Annotated in this window: 28 protein-coding genes; 15 read left to right on the forward strand and 13 right to left on the reverse strand. The window is 70.1% G+C overall.

The genetic code is table 11. From position 1 onward, the window contains the following. Positions 1 to 12: 12 nt before the first annotated feature. The 10 genes from AYL44_RS03750 to AYL44_RS03795 form a co-directional block, all read right to left on the reverse strand. Positions 13 to 651 carry a DNA/RNA non-specific endonuclease gene (locus AYL44_RS03750; RefSeq protein ID WP_064001894.1) on the reverse strand — a complete coding sequence of 213 codons (639 nt, stop codon included), beginning with the start codon at positions 649 to 651 and terminating at the stop codon, positions 13 to 15. After that, the gene (locus AYL44_RS03755) at positions 651 to 1,358 is read right to left on the reverse strand and encodes a hypothetical protein (RefSeq protein ID WP_231872717.1); all 708 of its coding nucleotides are present in this window, start codon (positions 1,356 to 1,358) and stop codon (positions 651 to 653) included. Before AYL44_RS03755 ends, AYL44_RS03750 begins: the two co-directional genes overlap by 1 nt. 75 nt (positions 1,359 to 1,433) lie before the next feature. Then, positions 1,434 to 1,646, reverse strand: a complete 213-nt coding sequence (locus AYL44_RS03760; protein WP_064001895.1) for a DUF2945 domain-containing protein — start codon at positions 1,644 to 1,646, stop codon at positions 1,434 to 1,436. After that, the gene (locus AYL44_RS03765) at positions 1,634 to 2,236 is read right to left on the reverse strand and encodes a hypothetical protein (protein WP_064001896.1); all 603 of its coding nucleotides are present in this window, start codon (positions 2,234 to 2,236) and stop codon (positions 1,634 to 1,636) included. The genes AYL44_RS03760 and AYL44_RS03765 overlap by 13 nt, the downstream gene beginning before the upstream one ends. Then, positions 2,233 to 3,051: an endonuclease/exonuclease/phosphatase family protein gene (locus AYL44_RS03770; protein ID WP_231872718.1), complete on the reverse strand. Its 819-nt coding sequence runs from the start codon at positions 3,049 to 3,051 to the stop codon at positions 2,233 to 2,235. Before AYL44_RS03770 ends, AYL44_RS03765 begins: the two co-directional genes overlap by 4 nt. Further along, positions 3,048 to 3,833 carry a glycosyltransferase family A protein gene (locus tag AYL44_RS03775; RefSeq protein ID WP_064001897.1) on the reverse strand — a complete coding sequence of 262 codons (786 nt, stop codon included), beginning with the start codon at positions 3,831 to 3,833 and terminating at the stop codon, positions 3,048 to 3,050. The genes AYL44_RS03770 and AYL44_RS03775 overlap by 4 nt, the downstream gene beginning before the upstream one ends. A gap of 3 nt (positions 3,834 to 3,836) precedes the next feature. Continuing rightward, positions 3,837 to 4,760: an ABC transporter substrate-binding protein gene (locus tag AYL44_RS03780; RefSeq protein ID WP_064001898.1), complete on the reverse strand. Its 924-nt coding sequence runs from the start codon at positions 4,758 to 4,760 to the stop codon at positions 3,837 to 3,839. A gap of 39 nt (positions 4,761 to 4,799) precedes the next feature. Beyond that, complete coding sequence (locus AYL44_RS03785) at positions 4,800 to 5,519, reverse strand: ABC transporter permease (RefSeq protein ID WP_064002464.1); 720 nt, start codon at positions 5,517 to 5,519, stop codon at positions 4,800 to 4,802. After that, positions 5,516 to 6,193, reverse strand: a complete 678-nt coding sequence (locus AYL44_RS03790; RefSeq protein ID WP_064001899.1) for an ABC transporter permease — start codon at positions 6,191 to 6,193, stop codon at positions 5,516 to 5,518. The genes AYL44_RS03785 and AYL44_RS03790 overlap by 4 nt, the downstream gene beginning before the upstream one ends. A 7-nt stretch (positions 6,194 to 6,200) precedes the next feature. Beyond that, a complete protein-coding gene (locus AYL44_RS03795; RefSeq protein ID WP_064001900.1) occupies positions 6,201 to 7,037 on the reverse strand; it encodes an ABC transporter ATP-binding protein in 837 nt (278 codons plus the stop codon). 148 nt (positions 7,038 to 7,185) lie between these two features. On the opposite strand from AYL44_RS03795, the gene AYL44_RS03800 reads away from it, so the two are divergent. After that, entirely contained in the window at positions 7,186 to 8,601 is a 1,416-nt protein-coding gene (locus tag AYL44_RS03800; protein WP_064001901.1) for a dihydrolipoyl dehydrogenase family protein, read from the forward strand. 12 nt (positions 8,602 to 8,613) lie between these two features. Here the strand turns inward: AYL44_RS03800 and AYL44_RS03805 are convergent, their stop codons facing one another. After that, the gene (locus tag AYL44_RS03805; RefSeq protein ID WP_064001902.1) at positions 8,614 to 9,405 is read right to left on the reverse strand and encodes an IclR family transcriptional regulator; all 792 of its coding nucleotides are present in this window, start codon (positions 9,403 to 9,405) and stop codon (positions 8,614 to 8,616) included. Positions 9,406 to 9,507: 102 nt separating this feature from the next. Here AYL44_RS03805 and AYL44_RS03810 point away from each other — a divergent pair, with 102 nt between their 5' ends. From AYL44_RS03810 to AYL44_RS03820, 3 genes are read left to right on the forward strand one after another with little or no spacing between them, the layout of a single operon-like run. Further along, on the forward strand, positions 9,508 to 10,281 hold the full coding sequence (locus AYL44_RS03810; RefSeq protein ID WP_064001903.1) for a CoA transferase subunit A: 774 nt from the start codon (positions 9,508 to 9,510) through the stop codon (positions 10,279 to 10,281). A gap of 1 nt (position 10,282) precedes the next feature. After that, a complete protein-coding gene (locus tag AYL44_RS03815; protein ID WP_197471579.1) occupies positions 10,283 to 10,936 on the forward strand; it encodes a CoA transferase subunit B in 654 nt (217 codons plus the stop codon). Then, positions 10,933 to 12,114: an acetyl-CoA C-acetyltransferase gene (locus AYL44_RS03820; RefSeq protein ID WP_064001905.1), complete on the forward strand. Its 1,182-nt coding sequence runs from the start codon at positions 10,933 to 10,935 to the stop codon at positions 12,112 to 12,114. Before AYL44_RS03815 ends, AYL44_RS03820 begins: the two co-directional genes overlap by 4 nt. Positions 12,115 to 12,140: 26 nt before the next feature. On the opposite strand, the gene AYL44_RS03825 is transcribed toward AYL44_RS03820, so the two are convergent. After that, positions 12,141 to 12,401, reverse strand: a complete 261-nt coding sequence (locus AYL44_RS03825; protein WP_064001906.1) for a hypothetical protein — start codon at positions 12,399 to 12,401, stop codon at positions 12,141 to 12,143. Positions 12,402 to 12,474: 73 nt separating this feature from the next. Between AYL44_RS03825 and AYL44_RS03830 the strand changes: the two genes are divergently transcribed. The 9 genes from AYL44_RS03830 to serA all read left to right on the forward strand — a co-directional run bounded on the left by AYL44_RS03830 (position 12,475) and on the right by serA (position 22,458). Next, positions 12,475 to 13,887, forward strand: a complete 1,413-nt coding sequence (locus AYL44_RS03830; RefSeq protein ID WP_064001907.1) for an alpha,alpha-trehalose-phosphate synthase (UDP-forming) — start codon at positions 12,475 to 12,477, stop codon at positions 13,885 to 13,887. Then, positions 13,884 to 14,651, forward strand: coding sequence for a trehalose-phosphatase (otsB, locus tag AYL44_RS03835; protein WP_064001908.1), 768 nt, complete (start codon positions 13,884 to 13,886; stop codon positions 14,649 to 14,651). The genes AYL44_RS03830 and otsB overlap by 4 nt, the downstream gene beginning before the upstream one ends. Before the next feature lie 9 nt (positions 14,652 to 14,660). Then, the gene (gene ilvD, locus AYL44_RS03840) at positions 14,661 to 16,367 is read left to right on the forward strand and encodes a dihydroxy-acid dehydratase (protein WP_064001909.1); all 1,707 of its coding nucleotides are present in this window, start codon (positions 14,661 to 14,663) and stop codon (positions 16,365 to 16,367) included. Between the two features lie 42 nt (positions 16,368 to 16,409). Then, complete coding sequence (locus tag AYL44_RS03845; RefSeq protein WP_064001910.1) at positions 16,410 to 18,203, forward strand: acetolactate synthase large subunit; 1,794 nt, start codon at positions 16,410 to 16,412, stop codon at positions 18,201 to 18,203. A 2-nt stretch (positions 18,204 to 18,205) separates the two neighbouring features. Continuing rightward, positions 18,206 to 18,715, forward strand: a complete 510-nt coding sequence (ilvN, locus tag AYL44_RS03850) for an acetolactate synthase small subunit (RefSeq protein WP_064001911.1) — start codon at positions 18,206 to 18,208, stop codon at positions 18,713 to 18,715. A 44-nt stretch (positions 18,716 to 18,759) separates the two neighbouring features. Further along, on the forward strand, positions 18,760 to 19,785 hold the full coding sequence (gene ilvC, locus AYL44_RS03855; RefSeq protein WP_064001912.1) for a ketol-acid reductoisomerase: 1,026 nt from the start codon (positions 18,760 to 18,762) through the stop codon (positions 19,783 to 19,785). Positions 19,786 to 19,892: 107 nt separating this feature from the next. Continuing rightward, a complete protein-coding gene (locus tag AYL44_RS03860) occupies positions 19,893 to 20,384 on the forward strand; it encodes a hypothetical protein (RefSeq protein ID WP_064001913.1) in 492 nt (163 codons plus the stop codon). 2 nt (positions 20,385 to 20,386) lie between these two features. Then, entirely contained in the window at positions 20,387 to 20,731 is a 345-nt protein-coding gene (locus tag AYL44_RS03865) for a hypothetical protein (protein ID WP_064001914.1), read from the forward strand. A gap of 122 nt (positions 20,732 to 20,853) precedes the next feature. Further along, positions 20,854 to 22,458: a phosphoglycerate dehydrogenase gene (serA, locus tag AYL44_RS03870; RefSeq protein ID WP_064001915.1), complete on the forward strand. Its 1,605-nt coding sequence runs from the start codon at positions 20,854 to 20,856 to the stop codon at positions 22,456 to 22,458. 77 nt (positions 22,459 to 22,535) lie between these two features. On the opposite strand, the gene AYL44_RS03875 is transcribed toward serA, so the two are convergent. Further along, on the reverse strand, positions 22,536 to 23,078 hold the full coding sequence (locus tag AYL44_RS03875) for a TetR/AcrR family transcriptional regulator (protein ID WP_064001916.1): 543 nt from the start codon (positions 23,076 to 23,078) through the stop codon (positions 22,536 to 22,538). A gap of 62 nt (positions 23,079 to 23,140) precedes the next feature. Here AYL44_RS03875 and AYL44_RS03880 point away from each other — a divergent pair, with 62 nt between their 5' ends. Both AYL44_RS03880 and AYL44_RS03885 read left to right on the forward strand, forming a co-directional pair. Continuing rightward, complete coding sequence (locus tag AYL44_RS03880) at positions 23,141 to 24,691, forward strand: MFS transporter (RefSeq protein ID WP_419865911.1); 1,551 nt, start codon at positions 23,141 to 23,143, stop codon at positions 24,689 to 24,691. A gap of 31 nt (positions 24,692 to 24,722) precedes the next feature. Continuing rightward, complete coding sequence (locus tag AYL44_RS03885; RefSeq protein WP_064001917.1) at positions 24,723 to 25,775, forward strand: 3-isopropylmalate dehydrogenase; 1,053 nt, start codon at positions 24,723 to 24,725, stop codon at positions 25,773 to 25,775. Positions 25,776 to 25,777: the final 2 nt, after the last annotated feature.

The raw sequence follows: 25,777 nt of genomic DNA on the forward strand, positions 1-25,777 counted from the left end.
CTCTCCTTCGGCTCACGAGATCGGGGGCATCTCCGCGCTGGGGACGCGGGTGAAGACCTGACCGGGTTGGTTGTAGAAGTAGGGGTAAGCCTGCAGGATCTGCTCGCCGGTGTTCGGGTTGGTGACGGTGTACGAGACTTCGAACGTATCAGGGAGCGCTGCTCCGGGGGGATACACGTCGATCGTGTAGTCGACCTGATAGCCCCGTCGGGACCACGCGGCCCATTCGTTCTCCATGACACGCCACGCGACGCGGTTGAGGTTGGATGCCTGCGGAACGATTCCGGGGTCTGCGGTGTCGCCGAAGAATCGGTGGCCGCCGAGGTGCCCGCCGTCGTAGTCGCCGGGCACGCTGTTGCCGACCGCCGTCGCATTGTCTCCGCGCGTCGAGCTGCCGAAGTCTTCGCGGATGTGGCCGTACTCGGTGATCGGTCGGCCCGTGGCGGGATCGTAGACGGTGACTTTCGCATTGCCCCCGCGGTTGGTAACGACGGCGTTGTTGAAGTTGTCCTCGTCCCGCACCCGCCGCACGATCGTGTCGAGGTGGCCGTCCATGTTGTCGGCGACCTGGTGCAGTCGGTCCTTGAGGCGTCCCGCGCCGATGACGACGGCTTCGCGTGCCTCACGGAAGACCGGCTTGAGACCGCTCATCAGGCATCCCCTCCGAAGTCGAGCGCGGAGAACTCCGCGAAGAAGGTCGAGGTGACCGTCTGGATGTCGGCTCCGTGGAGCTTCATGTCCGACCGGGCCGATTCGAGCGCCGCGAGGTCGGCGTGGAACTCGTCCGAGTCCCCGGCGGCACCCTCGACGAGGGGCGCGTCGAGGACGGCGTCGACGACCGCGGGCAGGTGCTCGGCCATCGGCTCGATGACGGCCGGCGCGAGCTGCATGATGAGTTGCTCGACCGCGATGTCGACGGCGGCGTTGAGCAGCTTCTTCTTGATGAGCAGCATCGGACCGGCGCCCGCCGCGGTGAGGGGATTCGTCAGCATCGCGACGAGCGTGACGAGGGTGGACGTGACGTCGACGATGACCTTCATCTTGAGCGCGAAGATCGCCTCGGCGCCGAGGTCCATCGCCGTCGCCGCGGGCGGCATGAGGTCGATGAGCTTCTGGAGGTTCTGCGAGCGGTTGGCGGTCCACGCGCCGAGCGTCGCCGGTCCGGTCTGCCCCTGGATCGCGACGCTGATGTCGTTGCTCATCTTGCGGTCGACCGCCTGGATGACGGATTCGAGATCGGTGCCGAGGCCGCGCAGCAGGTCGGCACCCTTGCGCACCTCGTCCTCGTCGATGTCCGGCCACTCGAAGCCGAGCTTCTCCATGACCCACACGAGCTCGTTCGGCAACATCATGCCCATCGCGCCACCTCCTGGTCCGAGGATAGGAATCGCCCGAGGGCCGGTCCATGGGGAGAACTCCCCGCCGGCGCTGCCTCAGGAGGAGAGCTTCGACAGCGCGGAGCCCTTGTGCGCGGCCTTCGCCCCGGTCTTCTCGGACTCCACGATGTAGGCGGGCTCGTCGCTCGACGCGGTGAAGTCCTGCCCGTCGAAGGTGAAGTCCTTCGTCTTCCGCTCGACGATCGTGCCGTGGGTGCGTCCCTGGGAGGTGTTCCAGCTGACCCGGTCGCCCTTCTTCAACGCTGCCATGATGCGTCCTTCCTGTCCGCCGCGCGATTCGCGGCTCGGTCGATGCGGATCCGTGCGAGGACGATGCCCATCAGGAGGGCGCCCGCCCCTCCCACGGCCATGTCCCCGATGGTGTCCGGGTAGGTGACGAAGATCTCGGAGTCCACGAACGTCTTCCCGAGCCACTCGACCATCTCCCAGATCGCACTGATGGCGAGCCCGATGGTCGGCAGAAGGACGACCGCGGTGCGCCGCCTGGACGGGCCGGGGAGGACGCCGGATCGCTGCAGGGCGACGTACCCGATCGACGCGATGATGCCCGTCGCCACGAAGTGCACGACGAGATCCCACCACGCGATCGACCGGTACAGGTCGAGGACGTTGCTCCACGCGGCGACGCTGACGGTCACTCCGTAGAGGACGTCGAACCACGGAAGCACACCGAGCAGGCGCGGGACGAGGAGGGCGGGCAGTGCGAGTGCGAGGATTCCGGCATCCGTCGGAGTCCACCAGACGAAGGCGGCCAGGACGCTGATCAGGCCGAGGAGACGGATGCCGTCGGCCGCCCATTCCGCCGGCGACGCCGGCGGGCGCAGGAAGTCCTCCCTCATCGCGGCACCTCGAGAGCGGCATGGACGGCCAGGTGGTCGCTCGGCGCGATCCCGTCCTCGGTTCGCGCGTCGATTCCGACCCGCTCGACCTCGATGTCCGACGTTGCGAGGATCACGTCGATCCGCTTGCCGTCGCGGACGGGTGCCCGGTAGCCCGCGTACGTGCCCCAGGCGGGGGTCACCCTCTCCGCGGCGACCGTCCACGTGTCCGTCAGCAGATCGCCGGCGCGCAGGGCGCGGAGTGCCTCGGACTCCGCCCCGGTGTTCATGTCGCCGAGCACGAGGGTCGGGAGTCCGGTACCGCGCACCTCGGAGCGGATGGCTTCCACCCCGCGCATCCTGGACCGCGCGGAGAAGGGGTCGAGGTGCGTGTTGACGACGGCGAAGCGTGCACCCGTGATGCGGTCGCGGAAGGCGCCGACCGTGACGATCCGGGGCACGAGGTTGCCCCAGGACCGGGTGCCGAGGACGTCGGGTGTGTCGGACAGTGCGCGTTGACGGTGGTGGAGCAGTTCGAGCCGGTCTCGATCGAAGAACACCGGACAACCCTCGCCGCGCCCGCCTCGTCGACGTCCCACGCCAATGCGCGCGAACGACGGTCCGAGGGCGGCGGCGATCTCCGCTGCGGGACCGGGGAGGACCTCCTGGGCGCACAGGATGCTGGGGCTCTCCCGCCGGAGCATCGAGACGAGGGCGGGGCGGCGGCGTGCCCAGCGATCCGACGGCGAAGAGAGCAGCGAGGGCATCGGACGACGCACGTTCAGCGTCATCACGTGGAGGAGCGGAGCTTCCACGGTTCCGAGGAGGCGGTTCACCGGGTCACCCGCCGGGGGACCATGGAGCCCGCGCGTCGCATAACGAGACGCGCCCAGCGGACCGGCGGGAAGCTCGCGGGCCAGTGGATCACGACGGTGCGGACGCCGCGGCGCACCCGCCGACGGAACGCGGATGCGGAGGTGAAGGGCCGCATCGAGATCCCCATCGCGGCGCCGGGGACGAGGCGGATGCGGTGGTGCTCGCCGAGGTGGAACGACAGGTCGAGGTCGTCGTGCACCTCGGGATCGTCCCGGTGGACGCTGCTGCTGACGCGCCGCCAGGCGTCGCGCCGCAGACCGAGGTTGGAGCCGAACAGCGGGACGTGGCCGAGGGCGGGGAGCAGGACGATCGCGTACGCGCCAAGGTAGACGCCCGCCAGCGGCGTCAGCAGCGGGCGGGGTCCGTCCACGAACCGCGCGCCCCCGGCGAACACGGAGGCCTCGGGGTGCGCGTCGGCCGCGCTGCTCATGGCAGCGACCCACGACCCCGCCGGAACGCAGTCCGCGTCCAGTCGGAGGATGAGGTCGGCCGACGCCGCGTCGTAGCCGGCGGCTGCCGCAGCCGGTATGCCGGGCCGGTCGCAGTGGATCACGTCGGCGCCCGCCGAGCGGGCGACCTCTGCGGACTCATCGGAGGACATGTTGTCCACGACGATGATCTGATCGGGCCGCTTCGTCTGCAGAGCGAGGGCCCGCAGGCAGCGTCGCAGGTCGTCGGCGTCGTCCTTCACAGGGATGACGACGGAGACGGATGCGGCGGCCCGCGGGCCCTCGGTGCGCACGGATCAGCTCAGGTTGTCGGCGATCCAGTCCTTCGCGATGTCCTCGGTGTTCCGCTGGTCGACGGAGGACTCGACGTTCATCGCGACGAGCTCCTCGGGCGACATCGCGGCGCTGACCTCGTTGATCACGTCGGCGATCTCGTCCGAGATGTCCGAGCTCGCGATCGGCACGACGTTGGACGCGAGGAAGAGGCCCTTCGGGTCTTCGAGGGTCACGAGGTCGTCGGTCTTGATGCGCGGGTCGGCGCTGTACACGTTGGCGACCTGGATGTTGCCGGCGACGAGCTCGTCGACGGTGGTGTCGGCGGTCGCCTCGAAAGCGACATTCACGCCGTAGACGTCCTTGAGCCCGGTGGGGCCGTAGGGACGCTGTTCCAGCTCAGGCGCGCCGCCGAGCTTCAGGCCGTCGATGCCGGCGAGGTCGCCGATCTCGGTGAGGTCGTTCTCGGAGGCGAAGGCCGCGGTCACGTTGTACGAGTCCTGGTCGGTCGCCGGCGAGTAGTCGAGCGCGGTCAGACCGTCCGGGAGGGCGTCCTGCAGCGCGGCGTAGACATCGTCGGGCGTCGTAGCCGTGGCGTCCTTGTCGAAGTACTGCAGCAGGTTGCCGGTGTACTCCGGGAAGAGGTTGATCGATCCGTCCTCGAGCGAGGGCATGTAGGCGTCGCGCTGGCCGATGGAGAAGTTGCGCTCGACGGTGAAGTCGGCGGCTTCGAGAGCCTGGGCGTAGATCTCGGCGATGATCTCGTTCGAGTAGTACTGCTGCGAACCGATCACGATCGTCGACGACTCCTCGCCTCCGCCGTTGCCGCCGCTGCCGCCCGATCCGCCGCCTTGCAGGGACTCGCTCGACCCGCAGGCCGAGAGTGCGAGGGCGGCGACGGCGGCGAGGCCGAGGGCGGGCAGGATGCGTGTGCGGGTGATGGACATGGGTGCCTCCGGGTGGGATAGGGGTTGTGCTGCTGTGAGTCAGGCGGGTTGGGGGGACGGGCGACGCCGCAGGCGGCGCGGCGCGGATCGCTGGACGGCGACGCCGCGGGGGACGAGGATGCGCTGGAGCAGCGCGAACACGCCGTCCAGCACGAGGGCGAGGACGACGACGACGATCGACGCCCCGAGGATCTGCGCCGGATTCCGGGTCTGGATGCCCTGGATCAGGGCGAAGCCGAGTCCGCCGAGGCCGACGTAGGCCGCGATGGTGACCGTCGCGACGACCTGCAGCACAGCGGAGCGGATGCCGCCGATCAGCAGCGGCAGTCCGAGGGGGATCTCGATCTTCCACAGGACCTGCATCGGCGTCATCCCGACGGCGCGCCCCGCCTCGATCGTCGTGCGCTCGATCGCCTCGATCCCCGCGTAGGCCCCCGCGAGGATCGAGGGGATGGCGAGGAGAACGAAGGAGACGAGGGCGGCCTGCTCCTTGAAGTTCACGCCGATCAGGAGGTAGAGCAGGACGACGAGGCCGAGGGAGGGCAGCGACCGGGCGGCGCCGGAGAGGAAGACGGCGATCTCGCGTCCGCGACCGGTGTGCCCGATGGCCCATCCGGCGGGTACGGCGATGAGCGCAGCGAGGGCGACGGAGCCGAAGGTGAAGCCGAGGTGCTGGAGGATCGCCTCGCCGAGGGGGAGGTATCCCGTCGTGCGATCCGGCGAGAAGATCCAGGCGAAGGCGTCGAGGAAGACGTTCATACGGCGAGCTCCCGCATCCGTGCCCGCGACCGCGGGGGCGAGGTTCGCCGGGTCCACGGCATCAGCGCGCGTCCGGCCAGCAGGAGGAGCGCGTCGATGACGAGGGCGATGATCACCACGGCGAGCACGCCCGCAAAGACCTCGGGGAGGATCCTCCGCTGCGATCCGTTCGTGAACAGGTACCCGAGGTTCTGCACGCCGATCAGAGCGCCGACGGTGGCGAGCGAGATCGTCGAGACGGCCGTCACCCTCAGGCCCGCAAGCATGACGGGGCCCGCCAGCGGGAAGTCGACCGTCCAGAAGCGCCGCCACGGACCGAAGCCGACCGCGATCGCGGCGTTGCGGACGCTGGGCTCGACCGACGCGAGTCCGTCCGTGACCGACCGGGTCATGATCGCGACCGCGTAGATGGTCAGCGCGACGACGAGGTTGGTCTCGGACAGCAGAGGGATGCCGCTGATCGCGCTGATGAGCGCGAACAGGCCGAACGACGGGATCGTGTAGAGGATGCCGACCGCACCCAGCACCGTGCCGCGCAGCCGCGTGTAGCGGAACGCCGCCCAACCGATCGGCACCGCGACGGCGAACCCGACGAGGATCGCGATCGTGCTCTGTCGGAGGTGGGCGACGGTCAGGCGACCGATCAGGTCCAGGTTGTCGAGGACCCAGTTCATGGGGAGGTCACCTCGGATCCTCTGCCGCATCCGACACGAGCACTCCCTGCGTGCGTCCCGCGCCGTCCACGAGGACGGTGCCGCGAGGGGTCTGCTTGGCGCGGAACGCACGTGCTCCGCGGTCGGTGCCGATGAAAGTCGCGACGAAGTCGTCGGCCGGGGATTCGATGATCTCCGAGGGCGTGCCGCGCTGGGCGATGTGTGCGCCCTTCTGCAGGATCACGACCTGGTCGCCCAGGAGGAAGGCCTCGTCGATGTCGTGCGTGACGAAGACGATGGTCTTGTCGAGTTCTCGCTGCAGCCGGATGACCTCGGCCTGCAGTTCTTTGCGGACGATGGGGTCGACGGCGCCGAAGGGCTCGTCCATGAGGAGGATGTTGGGGTCCGCGGCGAGGGCGCGCGCGACGCCGACGCGCTGCTGCTGACCGCCGGAGAGCTGCGCGGGATACCGGTCGGCGAAGGCGGCGTCGAGGCCGACGACCTCCATCAGCTCGAGCGCGCGACGCCGTGCGGCAGCCTTCGTCTGTCCGGTGAGGACGGGCACCGTCGCGATGTTGTCCGCCACCGTGTAGTGGGGGAGCAGGCCGGCGTTCTGGAGGACGTACCCGATGCTCCGCCGCAGCTGGACGGCGTCCTTGGCGTGGATCGACTCGCCGTCGATCGTGATGTCGCCCGACGTCGGTTCGATGAGGCGGTTGATCATGCGCAGGAGCGTCGTCTTGCCGCACCCCGACGACCCCACCAAGACCGTCGTCTTGCGGGCCGGCATCTCGAGGGTGACGTCGTCGACCGCGGCGGGTCCGTCGCCGAAGCGTTTGGTGACGGATCGGAACTCGATCGCCATGGAGGGGTCCTTTCGGCCGGTGTTTCAGCCAACCACACACCCCCGACATCCCGGCAGTCCTTCGCGACCATTGACGTCACATGGCGGGTATGGCAGACGGAGCGCCCGTTTCGGCCCCGGGCGGGCCTGGTGTCACTAGCGTGAGGGCATGAGCACACGCGAATACGACCTCATCGTCATCGGAGCAGGACCCGTCGGCGAGAACGTCGCCGACCGGGCGGTACGTGGCGGCTTGACCGCCGCGATCGTCGAGAGCGAACTCGTCGGAGGCGAGTGCTCCTACTGGGCATGCATGCCGTCGAAGGCGTTGTTGCGTGCGCCCGCCGCGCTGCGCGCGGCCCGCGACGTCGCGGGCGCCGCGGAGGCGGTGACCGGCGGGGTCGACGTCGCCGCCGTGCTCGCGCGCCGGGACCGCATCGTGCACGACTACCAGGACACGTCGCAGGTCGAGTGGCTGCAGGGTGCGGGGATCGACCTGGTGCGCGGCCACGGGCGCCTCGCCGGGGAGCGGGAGGTGACCGTCACCGCGGCCGACGGCGGGACGACGACGCTTCGGGCTCGGCACGCGGTCGCCGTCTGCACCGGCTCCGCAGCGCTGATCCCGGACATTCCCGGATTGCAGGATGCCGCACCCTGGACCAGTCGCGAGGCGACGGGGGTCCGCACCGTGCCGTCCTCGCTGATCATCCTGGGCGGCGGCGTCGTCGGGCTCGAGATGGCGACGGCCTTCACCGCGCTCGGCTCGGACGTGACCGTGATCGCCCGGTCCACCCTCCTCGGCGGACTCGAGGACTTCGCGGGCGAGGCCGTCGGCGCCGCCCTGACGGGCGCGGGCGCGACCGTCCTCACCGGGCGCGGTGTCGAGCACGTCGCCCGTTCCTCCGACGGGGTGAGTGTCACTCTGGATGACGGCTCCGTCGTCCGGGCGGAGGAGATCCTGGTGGCGACGGGTCGTGTGCCCCGCACCGAGGACCTCGGCCTCGAACACGTCGGACTCGAGGCGGGATCGTGGATCCGGGTAGACGACACGATGCGCGTCCCCGGGAACGACTGGCTGTACGCGGTGGGCGATGTCAATCACCGGGCCCTGCTGACCCACCAGGGCAAGTACCAGGCCCGTGTCGCCGGCGACGTCATCGCGCGTCGCGCCGCGTCGAGCGACGTGGACACGTCGGCCTGGAGCGCGCTGGCGGCCACCGCCGACCACAGCGCCGTTCCCCAGGTCGTGTTCACCGAGCCCGAAGTCGCCGCCGTCGGGCACACCGAGGCATCCGCTCGTGACGCCGGCATCGACGTGAAGGTCGTCGACTACGACCTGTCCTGGGTGGCGGGGGCGAGCACCCACTCCGACCGGTACGAAGGGCGCTCACGGGCCGTCATCGACGCGGAGCGCGGCGTGCTGGTCGGGGCGACGTTCGTGGGACCCGATGTCGCCGAGCTGCTCCATGCTGCGACGATCGCCATCGTCGGCGAGGTCCCGCTGCACCGCCTCTGGCACGCCGTCCCCGCGTACCCGACCGTCAGCGAGGTGTGGCTGCGCTGGCTCGAGACCGCGGGGTTGTGACCGCCGCCGTCGTCATCGACGGCGGACGGACTGGATGCGGGTCGTCAATTGGTGCGCGTGCGCGAGCAGCAGACGCCCCAACTCGGGGAGGCGGTCCGGGCCGAAGCGGAACTCGACGCCGGTGAGGCTGAGGGCCCAGGCGGGCCGCCCCTCCTGATCGAACACGGCTGCCCCGAGCCCCCACGATCCCGGGACGATGAGCCCCGGATTCACCGCGTAACCGCGATCCCGGGTCTCCCCGATGCGTGCGCGCAGGGGATCCGCATCGTGGACATCACCCCACCGCGCGGCGAGGTCGGTATGGCGGCCGAGATAGGCGTCGACCTCGGGCTGCGGCAGGAACGAGAGGATCGCGAGCCCCGCGGACGCGACGCCCAACGGGAAGCGGACTCCTTCGCTGAGCACGAACGACCGGATCGGGAACGACCCCTCCTCGCGCATGAGGCAGACGGTCTCATCGCCGCGCCGGACGGACAGGAACGCACTCTCCTCGGTCTTCACCGCGAGCGATCGGACGATGTCGCCGGCGACGTGCGTGATGTCGTAGCGGGGCGCGGCGGCCGCGCCCATGAGGAAGAGTTCCGGTCCGGCCAGCCATCGTGCCGTGCGCTCGTCCTGATCGACCAGGCCCTCGGCGCGCAGGGCGGTCAACAGACGGTGCGCCGTCGACCGGGAGAGGGATGCCTCGTGGGCGAGTTCGCGCACACCGCGGCCCTCCGCGCCGGCGGCGCTGACGAGCCGGAGCAGGCGCGCCGCCCGCGCGATGGCCTGCGCTCCCGGGACGGTCGACGAGGGGTGTTCCACATCGTGGACCCTAGGCGCGGAGCGTCCCACATCGCAACCGACAGCTCGCGGTCCGGGGCCCCCGACGTCGATGCTGGGAGCAACGACACGAAGGAGTGCACCGTGATCGACAAGACGGTTCCCTCGGCGGCCGACGCCGTCGCCGACATCCCCGACGGCGCGAGCATCGCCGTCGGCGGCTTCGGCCTCTCCGGAAACCCGATCGCCCTCATCGACGCCCTGCTCGCACAGGGGACGACGGACCTCTCCGTCGTCTCCAACAACTGCGGGGTGGACGACTGGGGTCTCGGTGTCCTGCTGCGAGCGCGCCGCATCCGCAAGATGACCTCGTCGTACGTGGGCGAGAACAAGGAGTTCGAGCGCCAGTTCCTCTCCGGCGAGTTGGAGCTCGAGCTCACGCCGCAGGGCACCCTCGCCGAGAAGCTGCGCGCCGGCGGGGCCGGCATCGCCGCCTTCTACACGCAGACGGGTGTCGGCACGCAGGTCGCGGAGGGTGGTCTGCCGCGTCGGTACGACGGCGCCGGTGGCGTGGCCGTGGCATCCCCGCCGAAGGACGTCCGCCGCTTCGACGTCCGCGGTGAAGCCCGGGAGTTCGTCCTCGAGGAGGCCATCGCAACGGACTTCTCCCTCGTCCACGCGCTGCGCGGCGACCGGCACGGCAACCTCGTCTTCAACAAGGCGGCCCGCAACTTCAACCCGCTGGCCGCCATGGCCGGCCGCATCTGCATCGCGCAGGTCGAGGAGCTCGTCGAACCAGGCGAACTGGACCCGGATGCGGTGCACCTGCCCGGCGTCTATGTGCACCGCATCGTCGAGGTGGGCACGGGGATCGAGAAGCGCATCGAGCGACGCACCGTCGCGACGGAGGGGGAGTGAGATGGCGTTGACACGGACGCAGATGGCGGCGCGAGCGGCGGCCGAGCTGCCGGACGGCGCCTACGTGAATCTGGGGATCGGGCTCCCGACGCTGGTCCCCAACCACATCCCCGAGGGCGTGACCGTGGTGCTCCAGTCGGAGAACGGCATCCTCGGCGTCGGCCCGTACCCGAGGGAGGACCGGGTGGACCCCGACCTCATCAACGCGGGCAAGGAGACGGTGACCACCCTTCCGGGGGCGGCGTTCTTCGACTCCGCGCTCAGCTTCGGGATGATCCGCGGCGGCAAGATCGACGCTGCGATCCTCGGCGCGATGCAGGTGTCGGCCCGGGGCGACCTCGCGAACTGGATGATCCCGGGGAAGATGGTGAAGGGCCCGGGCGGTGCGATGGACCTCGTCCACGGCGCCGCGAAGGTGATCGTGCTCATGGAGCACACGGCCCGCGACGGGGCGCCGAAGATCGTGACGGATTGCTCGCTGCCGCTCACCGGTCGCGGGGTCGTCGACCGGATCATCACCGATCTCGCCGTCATCGACGTGACGTCCGAGGGGCTGGTGCTGGTCGAGACCGCTCCGGGGGTCACCGTGCAGGACGTGAAGGATGCGACCGAGCCCGAGCTCGTGGTCGCGCAGGATGTGAAGGTGGGAGCATGACCGAAGACATCGTGATCGTGGCGGCGGCGCGGACCCCGCAGGGCCGGTTGAAGGGGCAGCTCGCCCCGTTCACCGCACCGCAACTGGGCGCCCTCGCGATCCGCGGCGCCCTCGAGCGCGGCGGCGTCGCCCCGGCATCCGTCGACGCGGTCATCCTGGGGCAGGTGCTCGCCGCCGGTTCGGGGCAGAATCCCGCACGTCAGGCCGCGGTCGGCGCCGGTCTCGGCTGGAACGTCCCCGCCACGTCGGTCAACAAGGTGTGTCTGTCGGGGCTGACGGCGATCATCGACGCGAAGCGGATGATCGCCGTGGGTGATGCCGCGGTGGTCGTCGCCGGCGGGATGGAATCGATGACGCGCGCCCCTCACCTGCTGATGGGGTCTCGCAACGGCTGGACATACGGCTCCGTCGAGGTCCTCGACCACATGGCCGTCGACGGGCTCACCGACGCCTACGACGGCGTGTCGATGGGGTTGTCGACGGAGCGCCGCAACCCCGGGCTCGGACTCTCCCGCGCGGACCAGGACCACGTCGCCGCGCTGTCTCACCAGCGGGCGGCCGCTGCGGTGGAGGCGGGTGTGTTCGACGCGGAGATCGTCGAGGTCGAGGTGCCGCAGCGCAAGGGCGATCCGCTCCGGCTCACGCGGGACGAGGGCATCCGCCCTGAGACGACCGTCGAGACCCTCGCTTGCCTGCGGCCCGCGTTCTCGCCCGACGGCGACATCACGGCCGGCAACGCGTCGCCCATCTCCGACGGTGCCGCGGCGGTCGTGGTGACGACGCGCTCCCGAGCGGATGCCGAGGGGTGGACCGTCCTCGCGGTGATCGGCTCGGCCGGTCAGGTCGCCGGCCCCGACAACTCGCTCCACTCGCAACCGGCGCGGGCACTGGCGCAGGCGCTGGAGCGGCAGGGCATGCCCGCCGCCGACCTCGACCTCATCGAGATCAACGAGGCCTTCGGCGCCGTCGTCGCCCAGTCCCGACGCGAGCTCGGCGTCGATGATGCGGTCGTCAACGTCCACGGCGGCGGGATCGCGATCGGACACCCGATCGGCGCGTCCGGCGCGCGGTTGGTCGTGCACGCCGTGCACGAGCTGGCCCGCCGCGGGGGCGGGTCGGCCGGTGTGGCGCTGTGCGGCGGCGGCGGTCAGGGCGAAGCGCTGATCCTCACCCGGTGAGGCCCACGCCGTGAGCGTCCTCGGCGTCAGCGCCGGCGCGACACGCGCTTCTTCAGGAGCTTCTTCTTGTCGTCGGCGCGCGGCGAGTCGAGCGGGATGAGCTTCCCGCGGGATGCGCGGCGCGTGTCGACGACAGACCCGACGGCGAGGGCCATCGTGATACCCCAGCTGAGCCACGCCAGAGCGGTGCGCCAGGTGAACTTCTCCTCGCTCCGTGCAGAGCGCAGCAGGGTGACGCCTCCGGTGAGTGCCGACAGGAGCCCGGTGCCGAAGAGGTATTTGCGCATACCACCCACGGTAGTGGGGTGAGTCCCCGTCGCGGCGGTTGTTAGCCTGAAGTCATCCGTCGAGAGGAACTCCGTGACCGTGGCTTCAGACTTCGTCGTCGTGTCCAACCGCCTTCCGGTCGATCGGACGGATGACGAGAACGAGCCGTGGCGGCGGTCCCCGGGCGGACTGGTCACCGCGGTCGATCCGGTGATGCGCCGCAACAACGGTGCCTGGATCGGATGGCCGGGACAGCCCGGCGTGGAGCTCGATCCGTTCGAGTTCGACGGGCTCCAGCTCGTGCCCGTCACCCTCACCGCGGACGATGTGCAGTTGTACTACGAGGGCTTCTCGAACGACACCATCTGGCCGCTGTACCACGACGTGATCGCAGCCCCGACCTACCACCGCGCCTGGTGGGACGCCTACGTCAAGGTGAACCGCAGGTTCGCGGAGGCCGCTTCCGCGCATGCCGCCGACGGCGCGACGGTATGGGTCCACGACTATCAGTTGCAGCTCGTCCCGAAGATGCTCCGCGAACTCCGACCTGATCTCACGATCGGGTATTTCCACCACATTCCGTTCCCCGCATACGGGCTGTACGCTCAGCTGCCGTGGCGCCGGCAGGTCCTCGAGGGCCTCCTCGGCGCCGACGTCATCGGGTTCCAACGGGTGGCGGATGCCGGCAACTTCGCCCGTGCCGTGCGTCGGCAGCTGGGGTTCGACACCAAGGCCGGCGCCATCTCGGTGCCCACCGCCGACGGGGGAGTGCGCAAGGCCGTGGCGCGGGCCTATCCCATCTCGATCGACGCCGCCGAGTACGAGGAGCTCGCGAACCGACCGGACATCCAGGCGCGCGCCGCCGAGATCCGCTCGAGCCTCGGCAATCCGAAGGCTATCCTCCTCGGGGTCGACCGGCTCGACTACACGAAGGGCATCCGCCACCGCCTGAAGGCTTACGGCGAACTGCTCGCCGACGGCCGGCTCTCCGTGCACGACGTGACCCTCGTGCAGGTCGCGAGCCCCAGCCGTGAACGCGTGCAGACCTACATGGAGCTGCGCGACGAGATCGAGCTCACCGTCGGTCGCATCAACGGCGACGCCGACGAGCTCGGCTACACCGCGATCCAGTACCTCCACAACTCCTATCCGCGGGAGGAGATGGTCGCCCTCTTCCTCGCGGCGGACGTCATGCTCGTGACGGCCCTGCGCGACGGCATGAACCTCGTCGCGAAGGAGTACGTCGCCAGCCGCGTCGACGGCGGCGGAGCCCTCGTGCTGAGCGAGTTCACCGGGGCCGCCGACGAGCTGACCCAGGCCATCAAGGTCAACCCGCACGACATCTCCGGCTTGAAGGACGCGATCATGCAGGCGATCGAGATGCCCGAGCGCGAGCGCGAGCGGCGGATGCGGGCCCTGCGGCGTCGGGTCCGGGAGAACGACGTCGCGAAGTGGTCGCAGCGCTTCCTGGCGGACCTCGGTCAGTCGCGCGAGGAGCGGGCGTGACCGGTGTCACCGCGGTCGCCGCGGCCGAGCGCTTACTCGTCGCGCTCGACTTCGACGGCACCGTGTCCCCGCTGGTCGACGAACCGATGACGGCGCGGATGACCCCTGCCGCGCGCGGGGCCGTCGACGCCCTCCTGACGACGCCCGATACGTTCGTCGCGTTCGTCTCGGGCCGGACGCTCGCCGACCTCCGGGTGATCTCCGAGCACGAGGACGACTCGCCGATCCTGCTCGCCGGCTCGCACGGGGCCGAGTACTGGATTCCCGGTTCGCCGTCCGAGAGCGACGTCGACGCCGCGGACATCGCGCTGCGCGATCGCCTGCGCGCTGACGCGGAGCGTCTCGCGAGCGGCGTCTCCGGCGCCTGGATCGAGCCGAAGGCGTTCGGGTTCGGGGTGCACCTGCGTACCGTCGCCGACGCCGACGAGGCCGCCGCGCTGCGCTCGGGCGTCGACGCGATGATGGCGGACGCCGCGCCGCACTGGCGCCGGCGCCAGGGCCACGACATCGTCGAGTACGCCTTCACCGATGCGGGGAAGGATGCGGCCGTCGCGCACCTCCGCGAGGTCGTGCAGGCCACAGCCGTCGTGTTCGCCGGCGACGACGTCACCGACGAAGACGCCCTCCGCTCCCTCGAGCCGGACGACCTCGGGATCCGCGTCGGTGCGGGAGAGACCGCGGCCTCCGTGCGTGTGCGCGACATCGAAGAACTGGCCGGTTTGCTGTCGACTCTCGCACGCGAGCGGGTCGCCGCTCGGCAATAGACTTCGAGAATGCCTTCACCCGACGAGACGATCGACATCAAGCCCCGCAGCCGCGCGGTGACCGACGGCATCGAAGCCACCACGTCACGCGGCATGCTCCGCGCCGTGGGCATGGGCGACGAGGACTGGGACAAGCCCCAGATCGGCATCGCATCCAGCTGGAACGAGATCACGCCCTGCAACCTCAGCCTCGATCGGCTCGCGCAGGGCGCGAAGGAGGGTGTGCACGCCGGCGGCGGCTACCCGCTCCAGTTCGGCACGATCTCGGTCTCGGACGGCATCTCCATGGGCCACGAGGGGATGCACTTCTCCCTCGTGAGCCGCGAGGTCATCGCCGATTCCGTCGAGACCGTCATGATGGCCGAGCGCCTCGACGGCTCGGTGCTGCTCGCCGGGTGCGACAAGTCGATCCCGGGCATGCTCATGGCGTCTGCGCGACTCGACCTCTCGAGCGTCTTCCTCTACGCCGGGTCGATCGCCCCCGGCTGGGTGAAGCTCAGCGACGGCACCGAGAAGGACGTCACGATCATCGACTCGTTCGAGGCGGTCGGCGCGTGCCTGGCCGGCAAGATGAGCGAGGCCGACCTCAAGCGCATCGAGTGCGCGATCGCCCCGGGCGAGGGTGCGTGCGGCGGCATGTACACCGCCAACACGATGGCCTCGGTCGCCGAGGCGCTGGGCCTCAGCCTGCCCGGTTCGGCCGCTCCGCCCTCGGCGGACCGTCGCCGCGACTACTTCGCGCACCGCTCCGGTGAGGCCGTCGTCAACCTGCTGCGCCAGGGGATCACGACGCGCGACATCCTCACCAAGGAGTCCTTCGAGAACGCGATCGCCCTCGCGATGGCGCTCGGCGGCTCGACGAACGTCGTCCTCCACCTGCTGGCCATCGCCCGCGAGGCCGACGTCGACCTCACGCTGCACGACTTCAACCGCATCGGCGACAAGGTGCCACACGTGGCCGACATGAAGCCGTTCGGCAAGTACGTCATGAACGACGTCGATCGGCACGGCGGCATCCCCGTCATCATGAAGGCGATGCTCGACGAGGGCCTCCTCCACGGCGACGCGCTCACCGTGACCGGCAAGACGCTCGCCGAGAACCTCCGCGACCTCGACCCGGACCCGATCGACGGCACCGTCATCCACACTTTCGACGACCCGATCCACGCCACCGGCGGCATCACGATCCTGCACGGCTCCATGGCGCCCGAGGGTGCCGTCGTGAAGACGGCCGGCTTCGACGCCGCCGTGTTCGAGGGACCCGCACGCGTCTTCGAGCGCGAGCGCGCCGCGATGGACGCGCTCGAGGAGGGCCGCATCGCCGCCGGCGACGTGGTCGTCATCCGTTACGAGGGCCCGAAGGGCGGCCCCGGCATGCGCGAGATGCTCGCCGTGACGGCCGCCATCAAGGGCGCAGGCCTCGGAAAAGATGTACTACTCTTGACGGACGGACGATTCTCAGGCGGCACAACCGGCCTGTGCATCGGCCACATAGCACCCGAAGCGGTGGACGCTGGTCCCATCGCCTTCGTGCGCGATGGTGATCTGATACGGGTCGATATCGCGGCTCGCTCTCTCGACCTACTCGTCGATGAGGCTGAGCTGAACTCCCGCCGCGACGGCTGGGAGCCCCTTCCCCCGCGCTATACCCGTGGCGTGCTGGCCAAGTACTCGAAGCTCGTGCGCTCCGCCGCGGAGGGCGCGACGACGGGCTAGGCCCCACACACTCCGTCATCCATCACCGCAGAGGTATCACTCATGTCTTCTGACACCGTCGCCGCTGTGCCTCGGCCCCCGGCCGGAGGCCCGTCCACGCCCGTGCTCACCGGAGCGCAGGCCGTCGTCCGCTCGCTCGAGCTCCTGGGCGTCACCGACGTCTTCGGGCTCCCGGGCGGCGCCATCATCGAGGTCTACGACCCGCTGATGGACTCGACCGATCTGCGCCACATCCTCGTGCGCCACGAGCAGGGTGCCGGTCACGCCGCCGAGGGGTACGCCGCGGCATCCGGTCGCGTCGGCGTCGCCATCGCGACGTCCGGCCCCGGCGCCACCAACCTCGTGACCGCGATCGCCGACGCGTACATGGATTCGATGCCCATCGTCTGCATCACCGGTCAGGTGTACTCGACCTTGATGGGGACGGATGCCTTCCAGGAGGCCGACATCGTGGGCATCACGATGCCGATCACCAAGCACTCGTTCCTCGTGAAGGACCCCGCCGAGATCCCGGGCGCCATCGCCGCGGCCTTCGAGATCGCCTCGACGGGTCGCCCCGGCCCCGTGCTCGTGGACATCACGAAGGATGCGCAGCAGGCCAAGGCGCCGTTCGTGTGGCCCCCGAAGATCGACCTGCCCGGCTACCGGCCCGTCACCAAGGCGCACGGCAAGCAGATCCAGGCCGCGGCGCAGCTGATCTCCGAGGCCAAGAAGCCCGTCCTCTACGTGGGCGGCGGCGTCGTCCGCGCGGGAGCCGCCGGTGAGCTCCGTCGCTTCGCCGAGGCGACCGGCGCTCCCGTGGTCACGACGCTCATGGCGCGCGGCGCGTTCCCCGACTCGCACCCGCAGCAGTTGGGCATGCCCGGCATGCACGGCACGGTGCCCGCTGTGCTCGCGCTGCAGGAGTCCGACCTGATCGTCGCCCTCGGTGCCCGGTTCGACGACCGCGTGACCGGCAAGGCGGCCCTGTTCGCCCCGCACGCGAAGGTCGTGCACGTCGACATCGACCCGGCCGAGATCTCGAAGATCCGCTCCGCCGACGTCCCCATCGTGGGCGACCTGAAGGACGTGCTCGTCGATCTCGACGCGGCCTTCGCCGGTGTCGCGAAGCCCGACATCTCGGAGTGGTGGTCCTACCTCGACGGCCTCCGCACCGAGTTCCCGCTGGGGGCCGCACCGACGAGCGACGGCCTGCTCTCGCCGCAGCACGTCATCCAGCGCATCGGCGAGCTCACCGGCCCCGAAGGCGTCTTCGCCGCCGGCGTCGGCCAGCACCAGATGTGGGCGGCGCAGTACATCGGTTACGAGCGCCCGAACGCGTGGCTCAACTCCGGCGGCGCCGGCACGATGGGCTACGCCGTGCCCGCGGCCATGGGCGCGAAGGTCGCCCAGCCCGACCGCACGGTGTGGGCGATCGACGGCGACGGCTGCTTCCAGATGACCAATCAGGAACTCGCCACCTGCGCGATCAACGACATCCCGATCAAGGTCGCGATCATCAACAACTCCTCGCTCGGCATGGTGCGGCAGTGGCAGACCCTCTTCTACGACGGCCGCCACTCGAACACCGACCTGAACACGGGTCACGACACCATCCGCATCCCGGATTTCGTCAAGCTCGCCGAGGCGTACGGCTGCCTCGCGATCCGTGTCGAGAAGGAGGAGGACGTGGATGCCGCGATCCGCACCGCCCTCGAGACCAACGACCGCCCGGTCGTGATCGACTTCGTCGTGAGCGCCGACGCGATGGTGTGGCCGATGGTGCCCCAGGGTGTCAGCAACAGCTACATCCAGTACGCACGCGAGCACGCGCCGGCCTTCGAGCAGGGGGAGTGACGATGAGCAAGCACGTCCTGAGCCTCCTCGTCGAGGACAAGCCCGGTCTCCTCACCCGCGTCGCCGGCCTCTTCGCGCGCCGCGGCTTCAACATCGACTCCCTCGCCGTGGGGGTGACCGAGGTGCCCGGACTCTCGCGCATCACGGTCGTCGTCGACGTCGAGGAGCTGCCGCTCGAGCAGGTGACGAAGCAGCTGAACAAGCTCGTCAACGTCATCAAGATCGTCGAGCTCGACTATGCGACCTCCGTCCAGCGCGAGCACGTGCTCGTGAAGGTCCGCGCCGACAACCAGACGCGCTCGAACGTGATCGAGGTCGTCAACCTGTTCCGCGCCTCGGTCGTCGACTACGCCACCGACGCGCTCGTCGTCGAGGTGACGGGCGACCGCGGCAAGGTCGACGCCTTCCTCAAGGCCCTCGAGCCCTTCGGCATCAAGGAGCTCGCCCAGTCCGGCATGGTCGCCATCGGCCGCGGCGGCAAAAGCATCACCGAGCGCGTCCTGCGCGGCTGACCCACAACTTCTCTACCGACATCTACAAGGAGACACACACGAACATGGCTGAGATCCTCTACGACGCCGACGCCGACATCTCGCTCATTCAGGGCAAGAAGGTCGCCATCGTCGGGTACGGCTCGCAGGGCCACGCCCACGCCCAGAACCTCCGCGACTCCGGCGTGGAGGTCGTCATCGCCCTCAAGGAAGGCTCGAAGTCCGCGCCGAAGGCGTCGGAGGACGGCTTCGAGGTCAAGTCCGTGGCGGATGCCGCCGAGTGGGCCGACCTCATCATGATCCTCGCGCCCGACCAGCACCAGCGCGGGATCTTCAACGACGAGATCAAGCCGCACCTCGCCGCCGGCAAGACGCTTGCCTTCGCCCACGGCTTCAACGTGCGCTTCGGCTACATCGAGGTCCCCGACGACGTCGACGTCATCCTCGTCGCCCCGAAGGCCCCCGGCCACACGGTGCGCCGCGAGTTCGTCGCGGGTCGCGGCATCCCCGACATCATCGCCGTCGAGAAGGACGCCTCCGGCCAGGCCTGGGACGTCGCCCTCTCGTACGCGAAGGCGATCGGCGGCACCCGCGCCGGGGTCATCAAGACCACCTTCACCGAGGAGACCGAGACCGACCTGTTCGGTGAGCAGGCCGTCCTCTGCGGTGGTGTGTCGCAGCTCGTCCAGTACGGCTTCGAGACGCTGTCCGAGGCGGGATACCAGCCCGAGATCGCCTACTTCGAGGTGCTCCACGAGCTGAAGCTCATCGTCGACCTCATGTGGGAGGGCGGCATCGCCAAGCAGCGCTGGTCGGTCTCCGACACGGCCGAGTACGGCGACTACGTGTCCGGCCCGCGCGTCATCGACCCGAGCGTCAAGGAGAACATGGCCGCCGTCCTCGCCGACATCCAGTCCGGCGCGTTCGCGAAGCGTTTCATCGACGACCAGGACAACGGCGCCGTGGAGTTCCAGGAGCTCCGCGCCAAGGCCGCGGCCCACCCGATCGAGGCGGTCGGCAAGGACCTGCGCGCGCTGTTCGCGTGGAAGCAGCAGGACGCCGACTACACCGAAGGCTCCGCCGCGCGCTGACCTTCGGCATCCAGCCCTCGGCGCATCCGCCGGGACCGGCTTTTCGTGAGCCACGGAGGCCCGACCCTTACAAGGGGTCGGGCCTTCGGCGTCGGTAGACTCGGAGCGTGGCTTCCGACCCTCACGACGACGAGGACGCCTTCCGCTGGGAGGGCGACGATTCGCCGACGCGTCCGGTGCGTCCAGAGCGCACCGGCGCTGCGCTCCCCGACGGGTGGCGTGCCGTCGGGAAGGGGAGTGAGCCCACTCCCGCCGACGGCATCGCCCCCGCGACGGAGGCCGTGACGACGGCGGACGAGGATGCGGAGCCGGCATCCCTCGGCAACATCGCGCTCGTGTCCCTGGGGCTCCTCGGCGGCATCTACCTGCTCTACACCGTGGGGTGGCTGCTCGGGAGCTCGCGGCTGGCGGCGGCGACGTCGTTCTGGCTCGAACCGGCGGCCGTCGTGCCGGCGCTGTGGGTCGCGGTCGCGGCCCCCGCCCTCTGGTTCGGCGGCGTCATGCTGCTCACCCGCGCGTCCGCCGCGTGGGTGAGGTTCGCCTGGCTCATCGTCGGCGTGTTCCTGCTCCTGCCGTGGCCCTTCGTGATCGGAGTCTGATCGTGACGACCTCGAACCAGGCGGTGCGCCGCGGTCCGTCCTGGCTGCCCGCCGCCGTCGCCGGCGTCTTCGGCCTGTTCTACGCGTACGCGGTCTGGACGGCCTTCGCCTTCCTGCTCGCGCAGGCCACGGGCGTCGAGGGCCTGAACGGCGGCGGATGGGCGATCCTGCTGTTCTCCGTCGTCTTCCCCATCATCGTGTTCGTTGCCGGAGTCGTCCTCGCGCGGCGACGCCCGGTGCTCCACCTCGCGGTCGTCCTCCTCGTGGGGCTCGGTCTCGTCGCGGTGTTCTGGCTGAACATCCTCACCTACGCGATCACGAACGGGAACTCGCTCGTCGGATCGTGACGGGTGTCACACGGTCGGGGGCGGTCGTGGGTCTTCGCTAGGCTGGGCGTGCCGCGTACCGTCGTCGGTCACCTCTCGGTCGGCTCCGTGGCGATCCACCCCCGCGTACCCGAAGGTCTGCCGTGCCCAAGCCTGTCGTCCTCATCGCCGAAGAACTCTCTCCCGCCACGATCGAGGCCCTCGGCCCCGACTTCGAGGTCCGATCCGTCGACGGAGCCGACCGTGCGGCGCTCCTCCCGGCGCTGGCCGACGCCGACGCGGTCCTCATCCGCTCGGCCACGAAGATGGATGCCGAGGCGATCGCCGCCGCGCCGTCGCTCAAGGTGATCGCGCGCGCCGGCGTCGGCCTCGACAACGTCGACATCAAGGCGGCCACCAGCGCCGGCGTGATGGTCGTCAACGCCCCGACGTCGAACATCATCTCCGCCGCCGAGCTCACCGTCGGCCACATCCTGAGCCTCGCCCGTCACATCCCGGCGGCGCACTCGTCCCTCGCCGCCGGCGCCTGGAAGCGCTCGTCCTTCACGGGCACCGAGCTGTACGAGAAGACGGTCGGCATCATCGGCCTCGGGCGGATCGGCGCACTCATCGCGGCCCGTGTGCAGGCCTTCGGGGTCTCCGTGGTCGCCTACGACCCCTACGTCACGCCGACGCGTGCCCAGCAGCTGGGTGTGCAGCTCGTCACCCTCGACGAGCTGCTGCGCACGAGCGACTTCGTCACGATCCACATGCCCAAGACCCCCGAGACGACGGGCATGATCGGGGCCGCGCAGTTCGAGATCATGAAGGACTCCGCCTATGTCGTGAACGTCGCCCGCGGCGGCCTCATCGACGAAGAGGCGCTGTACACCGCGCTGACGACGGGTCAGATCGCCGGAGCCGGACTCGACGTCTTCACGACCGAGCCGCCGAAGGAGGACGGCACGGCGTTCCCGCTGCTGTCGCTCCCGAACGTCGTCGTGACCCCGCACCTCGGGGCCTCGACGGAGGAGGCGCAGGAGAAGGCCGGCGTCTCGGTCGCCAAGTCCGTCAAGCTCGCCCTCGAGGGCGACCTGGTGCCCGACGCCGTCAACGTCGCCGGTGGCGTCATCGACCCCTTCGTGCGCCCCGGCATCGCGCTCGTCGAGCAGCTCGGCCAGATCTTCACCGGGCTGGCGCCGAGCGCGCTGACGAGCCTCGACATCGAGGTGCGCGGCGAGCTGGCCGACTATGACGTGAGCGTCTACCGCCTGGCCGCGCTCAAGGGCATCTTCACCAACATCGTGAGCGAGAACGTCTCGTACGTGAACGCGCCGCTCTTCGCGGAGCAGCGCGGCATCGAGACCCGCCTCATCGTGGAATCCGAGAGCCCGCTGTACCGCAACATCACGATCCTGCGCGGCACGCTGTCCGACGGCACCGTCCTCACGGTCGAAGGCACCCTCGCCGGCACACGGATGGTGCCCAAGGTCGTCGGCATCAACGGCTACGAGGTCGAGGTCCCGATCAGCCGGTACCACGTCGTCATGCGCTACGCCGACCGCCCGGGCATCGTCGCGATCTACGGCCAGAAGCTGGGCGAGGCGGGCATCAACATCGCCGGCCTGCAGGTCGCGCGGCCGGACGCGAGCGGCCGAGCACTGTCCGTGCTGACGGTCGACTCGCCGATCCCCGAGGCGATGCTCGACGAGCTGCGCGACGCCGTCGCCGCCGACCTGTTCCGGCAGATCGAGCTCAGCGAGGTCTGACCCGCCCCGGCATCCGCTGTTCTCCTGTCACGACGCGCCGTGCGCGGCGGCGGTTCGCGACAGGGGAGCGGATGCGGCTAGCGCGCGGCGCGCTCGACGAGCGCGATCAGCGCGTCGAGCTCGGCGCCGCGGGGGAGAGGGCCGGGGAGCGCGCCCGTCGCGAGGGCGCTGTTGAAGTACAGGCCGTCGCTGACGAGCAGCACGAGCTGCAGCGCGGTCTCGTCGCGGGTGTGGGGGCGGAGCGCCTCCTCCCAGAGCTCCCGCACCCGACGCAGGGCGTCGGAGGCCTCGGCGTGGCCGGTCTGCGCCAGGCGGGACGCGGCGATGATCGCGCGATCCAGCGGCGACCCGGTCTGCACCGAGGTCCGTACGAAGGCCGCGACGACGCCTTCGGGAGCCCGGAGCATGTCCTCCACGTCGATCTCGACGAGGCGCCGCATCCGTTCCAGCAGCGCGGCTTCGAGCGCATCCTTCGACGCGTAGTGGTAGAGCAGTCCGCCCTTGGAGACCCCGGCGGCGGCGGCGACGGCATCCATCGTCGCGCCGCGGGCGCCGCCGTCGATGAGCGCCGCCTCGAACGCGTCGAGGACGCTCTCCTTGGCTTTCGGTGGTCTGCTCATGTTCCGATCCTCTCGCGGATGAGCGCCTGACTCTGTTACTATACCGGCTGGACGGTGTACTAATGATGACGTTGACGGAAGAGATCCGAACGGCCGAGGCGGCGGGCACGCGCCAGGGATGGCGCGGGTGGGCGGCGCTGGCCGTGCTCATGCTGCCCGTGCTCCTGGTGTCGGTCGACAACACGGTGCTGAGCTTCGCGCTGCCCGAGATCGCGCGCGACCTGACCCCGACGAGCGCGCAGCAGCTGTGGCTCATCGACGTCTACCCGCTCGTGCTCGCCGGCCTCCTCGTGACGATGGGATCGCTGGGCGACCGATTCGGCCGCCGGCGCATGCTGATGATCGGTGCGATCGGGTTCGCCGCCGTCTCGGCGCTGGCCGCTTTCGCCCCCTCGGCCGAGCTCCTCATCGCGGCGCGCGCGACGATGGGCCTGTTCGGCGCGATGCTCATGCCGTCGACGATGTCGCTGCTGCGGAGCATCTTCACCGACCGCGACCAGCGGCGCCTCGCGATCGCCGTGTGGGCGTCGATGTTCTCAGCCGGGTCCGCGCTGGGGCCGATCGTCGGCGGTGTGCTCCTCGAGCACTTCGCGTGGGGTTCGGTGTTCCTGCTCGCCGTGCCGGTCCTCATCCCGCTGCTGGTGCTCGCGCCCGTCCTCGTGCCCGAGAGTCGCGACCCGCACCCCGGTCGCATCGACCCCGTCAGCATCGTCCTCAGCATGGCGACGATGGTGCCGGTCGTCTACGCGATCAAGGAGGTCGCCGTCCACGGTCCGGGGCCGCTCCCGCTGGTGCTCGCGCTCGTCGGGCTGGCCTTCGGGTGGATCTTCGTGCGCCGTCAGCTGCGCTCCGAGAGCCCGATGCTCGACATGCGCCTGTTCCGTCGCGGCGCGTTCACCGGCGCGCTCCTCGTGAACCTGCTGAGCGTGGTCGCCCTCGTCGGCTTCCTCTACTTCGTGACCCAGCATCTGCAGCTGATCGTCGGGTTGAGCCCGCTGCAGGCGGGCCTCGCCCTCGTGCCCGGGCTCGCGCTCATGATCGTGTCGGGTCTCGCCGTCGTGCCGGTCTCCCGCCGGGTGTCGCCCCGGGTGGTCGTCCCCGTCGCCCTCGCACTGTCGGTCGCGGCGTACGTCGTGATCGCGGTGTCGACGGATGCCGCGGCCCTCGGCATCCTCATCGCCGCCTTCGCCCTGCTCGGCATCGGCATCGGTGCGGCCGAGACGGTGTCCAACGAACTCATCCTCGCCACCGCGCCGCCCGCGAAGGCGGGAGCGGCGAGCGCCGTGTCCGAGACTGCGTACGAGCTCGGTGCCGTGCTCGGGACCGCGGTGCTCGGCGGCATCCTCACCGCCCTCTACCGTGCCGGACTCGTCCTCCCGGACGGTGTGCCGGCGGGCGCGGCTGCGGCGGCGCGCGAGACCCTCGGCGGGGCGGTCACCGTCGCGGACGGACTCCCGGGCGCAATGGGCGACCGCGTCGTCGAGGCCGCGGCATCCGCCTTCGATGCGGGCGTGGGCGTCACCTCGATCATCGGGGCCGTCCTGGTCGTCTGCGCGGCCGTCATCGCGGCCACTACGCTGAAGGGAACCCGCACCCCGCGCGTCGAGGACTGATCGCGCGGGTCCCCCGAGAACGAGGAGAGCGATGTCGCGCGTCGTGAAGCTGGCCGTCATCCCCGGAGACGGCATCGGTCCGGAGGTCGTCGCAGAGGCCGAGAAGGTGCTCGACGCCGTGACCGAGGGAGCCGAGGTGACGTTCGAGAAGACCCGGTTCTCCCTGGGCGCCGCCCGCTACCTCGAGACGGGTGACACCCTGACCGACGAGGACCTCGCCGCGATCGCCGCGCACGACGCCATCCTCCTCGGTGCCGTCGGCGGGATGCCGGGGGACCCCCGTCTGAAGGACGCGAACATCGAGCGGGGCCTGCTGCTGAAGCTGCGTTTCGCGCTGGACCACTACGTCAACCTCCGCCCGTCGGTCCTGTACCCGGGTGCCTCGGGTCCGCTCGCGGAGCCGGGGGAGATCGACTTCGTCGTGGTCCGCGAGGGCACCGAAGGCCCCTACGTGGGCAACGGCGGCTCGATCCGCACCGGCACGCCGCACGAGATCGCGAACGAGACCTCCGTGAACACGGCGTTCGGTGTCGAGCGGGTCGTCCGGTTCGCCTTCGCGCAGGCGCAGAAGCGCCGTCGGAAGCTGACCCTCGTCCACAAAACCAACGTGCTCGTCCACGCCGGCGGCATGTGGAAGCGGATCGTCGACCAGGTGGCCGCGGAGCACCCGGACGTGGCCGTAGACTACCTGCACGTCGACGCGGCGACGATCTTCCTGGTCACGAACCCGGGCCGCTTCGACGTGATCGTCACCGACAACCTCTTCGGCGACATCCTGACCGACTTGGCCGGCGCCGTCACCGGAGGCATCGGCCTCGCCGCTTCGGGGAACATCAACCCCGACGGCGCGTTCCCGTCGATGTTCGAGCCCGTGCACGGTTCCGCGCCCGACATCGCCGGACAGCAGATCGCCGATCCCACCGCTGCGATCCTCTCCGTCGCCCTCCTGCTCGACCACCTCGGGCTCCAGGGCGAGGCCGAGCGCGTCACCCGCGCGGCCCGCGAGGACATCGAGAGCAGGGACGGCTCCGCCCGCACGACCGCGCAGGTCGGCGACGCCATCACCGCACGCCTCCGGGCGTAATC

Source organism: Microbacterium oleivorans, from assembly GCF_001644225.1.
Classification (GTDB): domain Bacteria; phylum Actinomycetota; class Actinomycetes; order Actinomycetales; family Microbacteriaceae; genus Microbacterium; species Microbacterium gawkjiense.

Excerpts from the sequence above, each read along its gene's own strand:
- ilvN (WP_064001911.1), top strand. The coding sequence starts at position 18,206 with ATGAGCAAGCACGTCCTGAGCCTCCTCGTCGAGGACAAGCCCGGTCTC.
- AYL44_RS03820 (WP_064001905.1), top strand. The coding sequence starts at position 10,933 with ATGACCGAAGACATCGTGATCGTGGCGGCGGCGCGGACCCCGCAGGGC.
- ilvC (WP_064001912.1), top strand. The coding sequence starts at position 18,760 with ATGGCTGAGATCCTCTACGACGCCGACGCCGACATCTCGCTCATTCAG.
- AYL44_RS03825 (WP_064001906.1), bottom strand. The coding sequence starts at position 12,401 with ATGCGCAAATACCTCTTCGGCACCGGGCTCCTGTCGGCACTCACCGGA.
- AYL44_RS03795 (WP_064001900.1), bottom strand. The coding sequence starts at position 7,037 with ATGGCGATCGAGTTCCGATCCGTCACCAAACGCTTCGGCGACGGACCC.
- AYL44_RS03845 (WP_064001910.1), top strand. The coding sequence starts at position 16,410 with ATGTCTTCTGACACCGTCGCCGCTGTGCCTCGGCCCCCGGCCGGAGGC.
- AYL44_RS03875 (WP_064001916.1), bottom strand. The coding sequence starts at position 23,078 with ATGAGCAGACCACCGAAAGCCAAGGAGAGCGTCCTCGACGCGTTCGAG.
- AYL44_RS03815 (WP_197471579.1), top strand. The coding sequence starts at position 10,283 with ATGGCGTTGACACGGACGCAGATGGCGGCGCGAGCGGCGGCCGAGCTG.
- AYL44_RS03885 (WP_064001917.1), top strand. The coding sequence starts at position 24,723 with ATGTCGCGCGTCGTGAAGCTGGCCGTCATCCCCGGAGACGGCATCGGT.
- AYL44_RS03785 (WP_064002464.1), bottom strand. The coding sequence starts at position 5,519 with ATGAACGTCTTCCTCGACGCCTTCGCCTGGATCTTCTCGCCGGATCGC.
- ilvD (WP_064001909.1), top strand. The coding sequence starts at position 14,661 with ATGCCTTCACCCGACGAGACGATCGACATCAAGCCCCGCAGCCGCGCG.
- AYL44_RS03760 (WP_064001895.1), bottom strand. The coding sequence starts at position 1,646 with ATGGCAGCGTTGAAGAAGGGCGACCGGGTCAGCTGGAACACCTCCCAG.
- AYL44_RS03765 (WP_064001896.1), bottom strand. The coding sequence starts at position 2,236 with ATGAGGGAGGACTTCCTGCGCCCGCCGGCGTCGCCGGCGGAATGGGCG.
- AYL44_RS03750 (WP_064001894.1), bottom strand. The coding sequence starts at position 651 with ATGAGCGGTCTCAAGCCGGTCTTCCGTGAGGCACGCGAAGCCGTCGTC.
- AYL44_RS03780 (WP_064001898.1), bottom strand. The coding sequence starts at position 4,760 with ATGTCCATCACCCGCACACGCATCCTGCCCGCCCTCGGCCTCGCCGCC.
- AYL44_RS03755 (WP_231872717.1), bottom strand. The coding sequence starts at position 1,358 with ATGGGCATGATGTTGCCGAACGAGCTCGTGTGGGTCATGGAGAAGCTC.
- AYL44_RS03880 (WP_419865911.1), top strand. The coding sequence starts at position 23,141 with ATGATGACGTTGACGGAAGAGATCCGAACGGCCGAGGCGGCGGGCACG.
- AYL44_RS03800 (WP_064001901.1), top strand. The coding sequence starts at position 7,186 with ATGAGCACACGCGAATACGACCTCATCGTCATCGGAGCAGGACCCGTC.
- AYL44_RS03790 (WP_064001899.1), bottom strand. The coding sequence starts at position 6,193 with ATGAACTGGGTCCTCGACAACCTGGACCTGATCGGTCGCCTGACCGTC.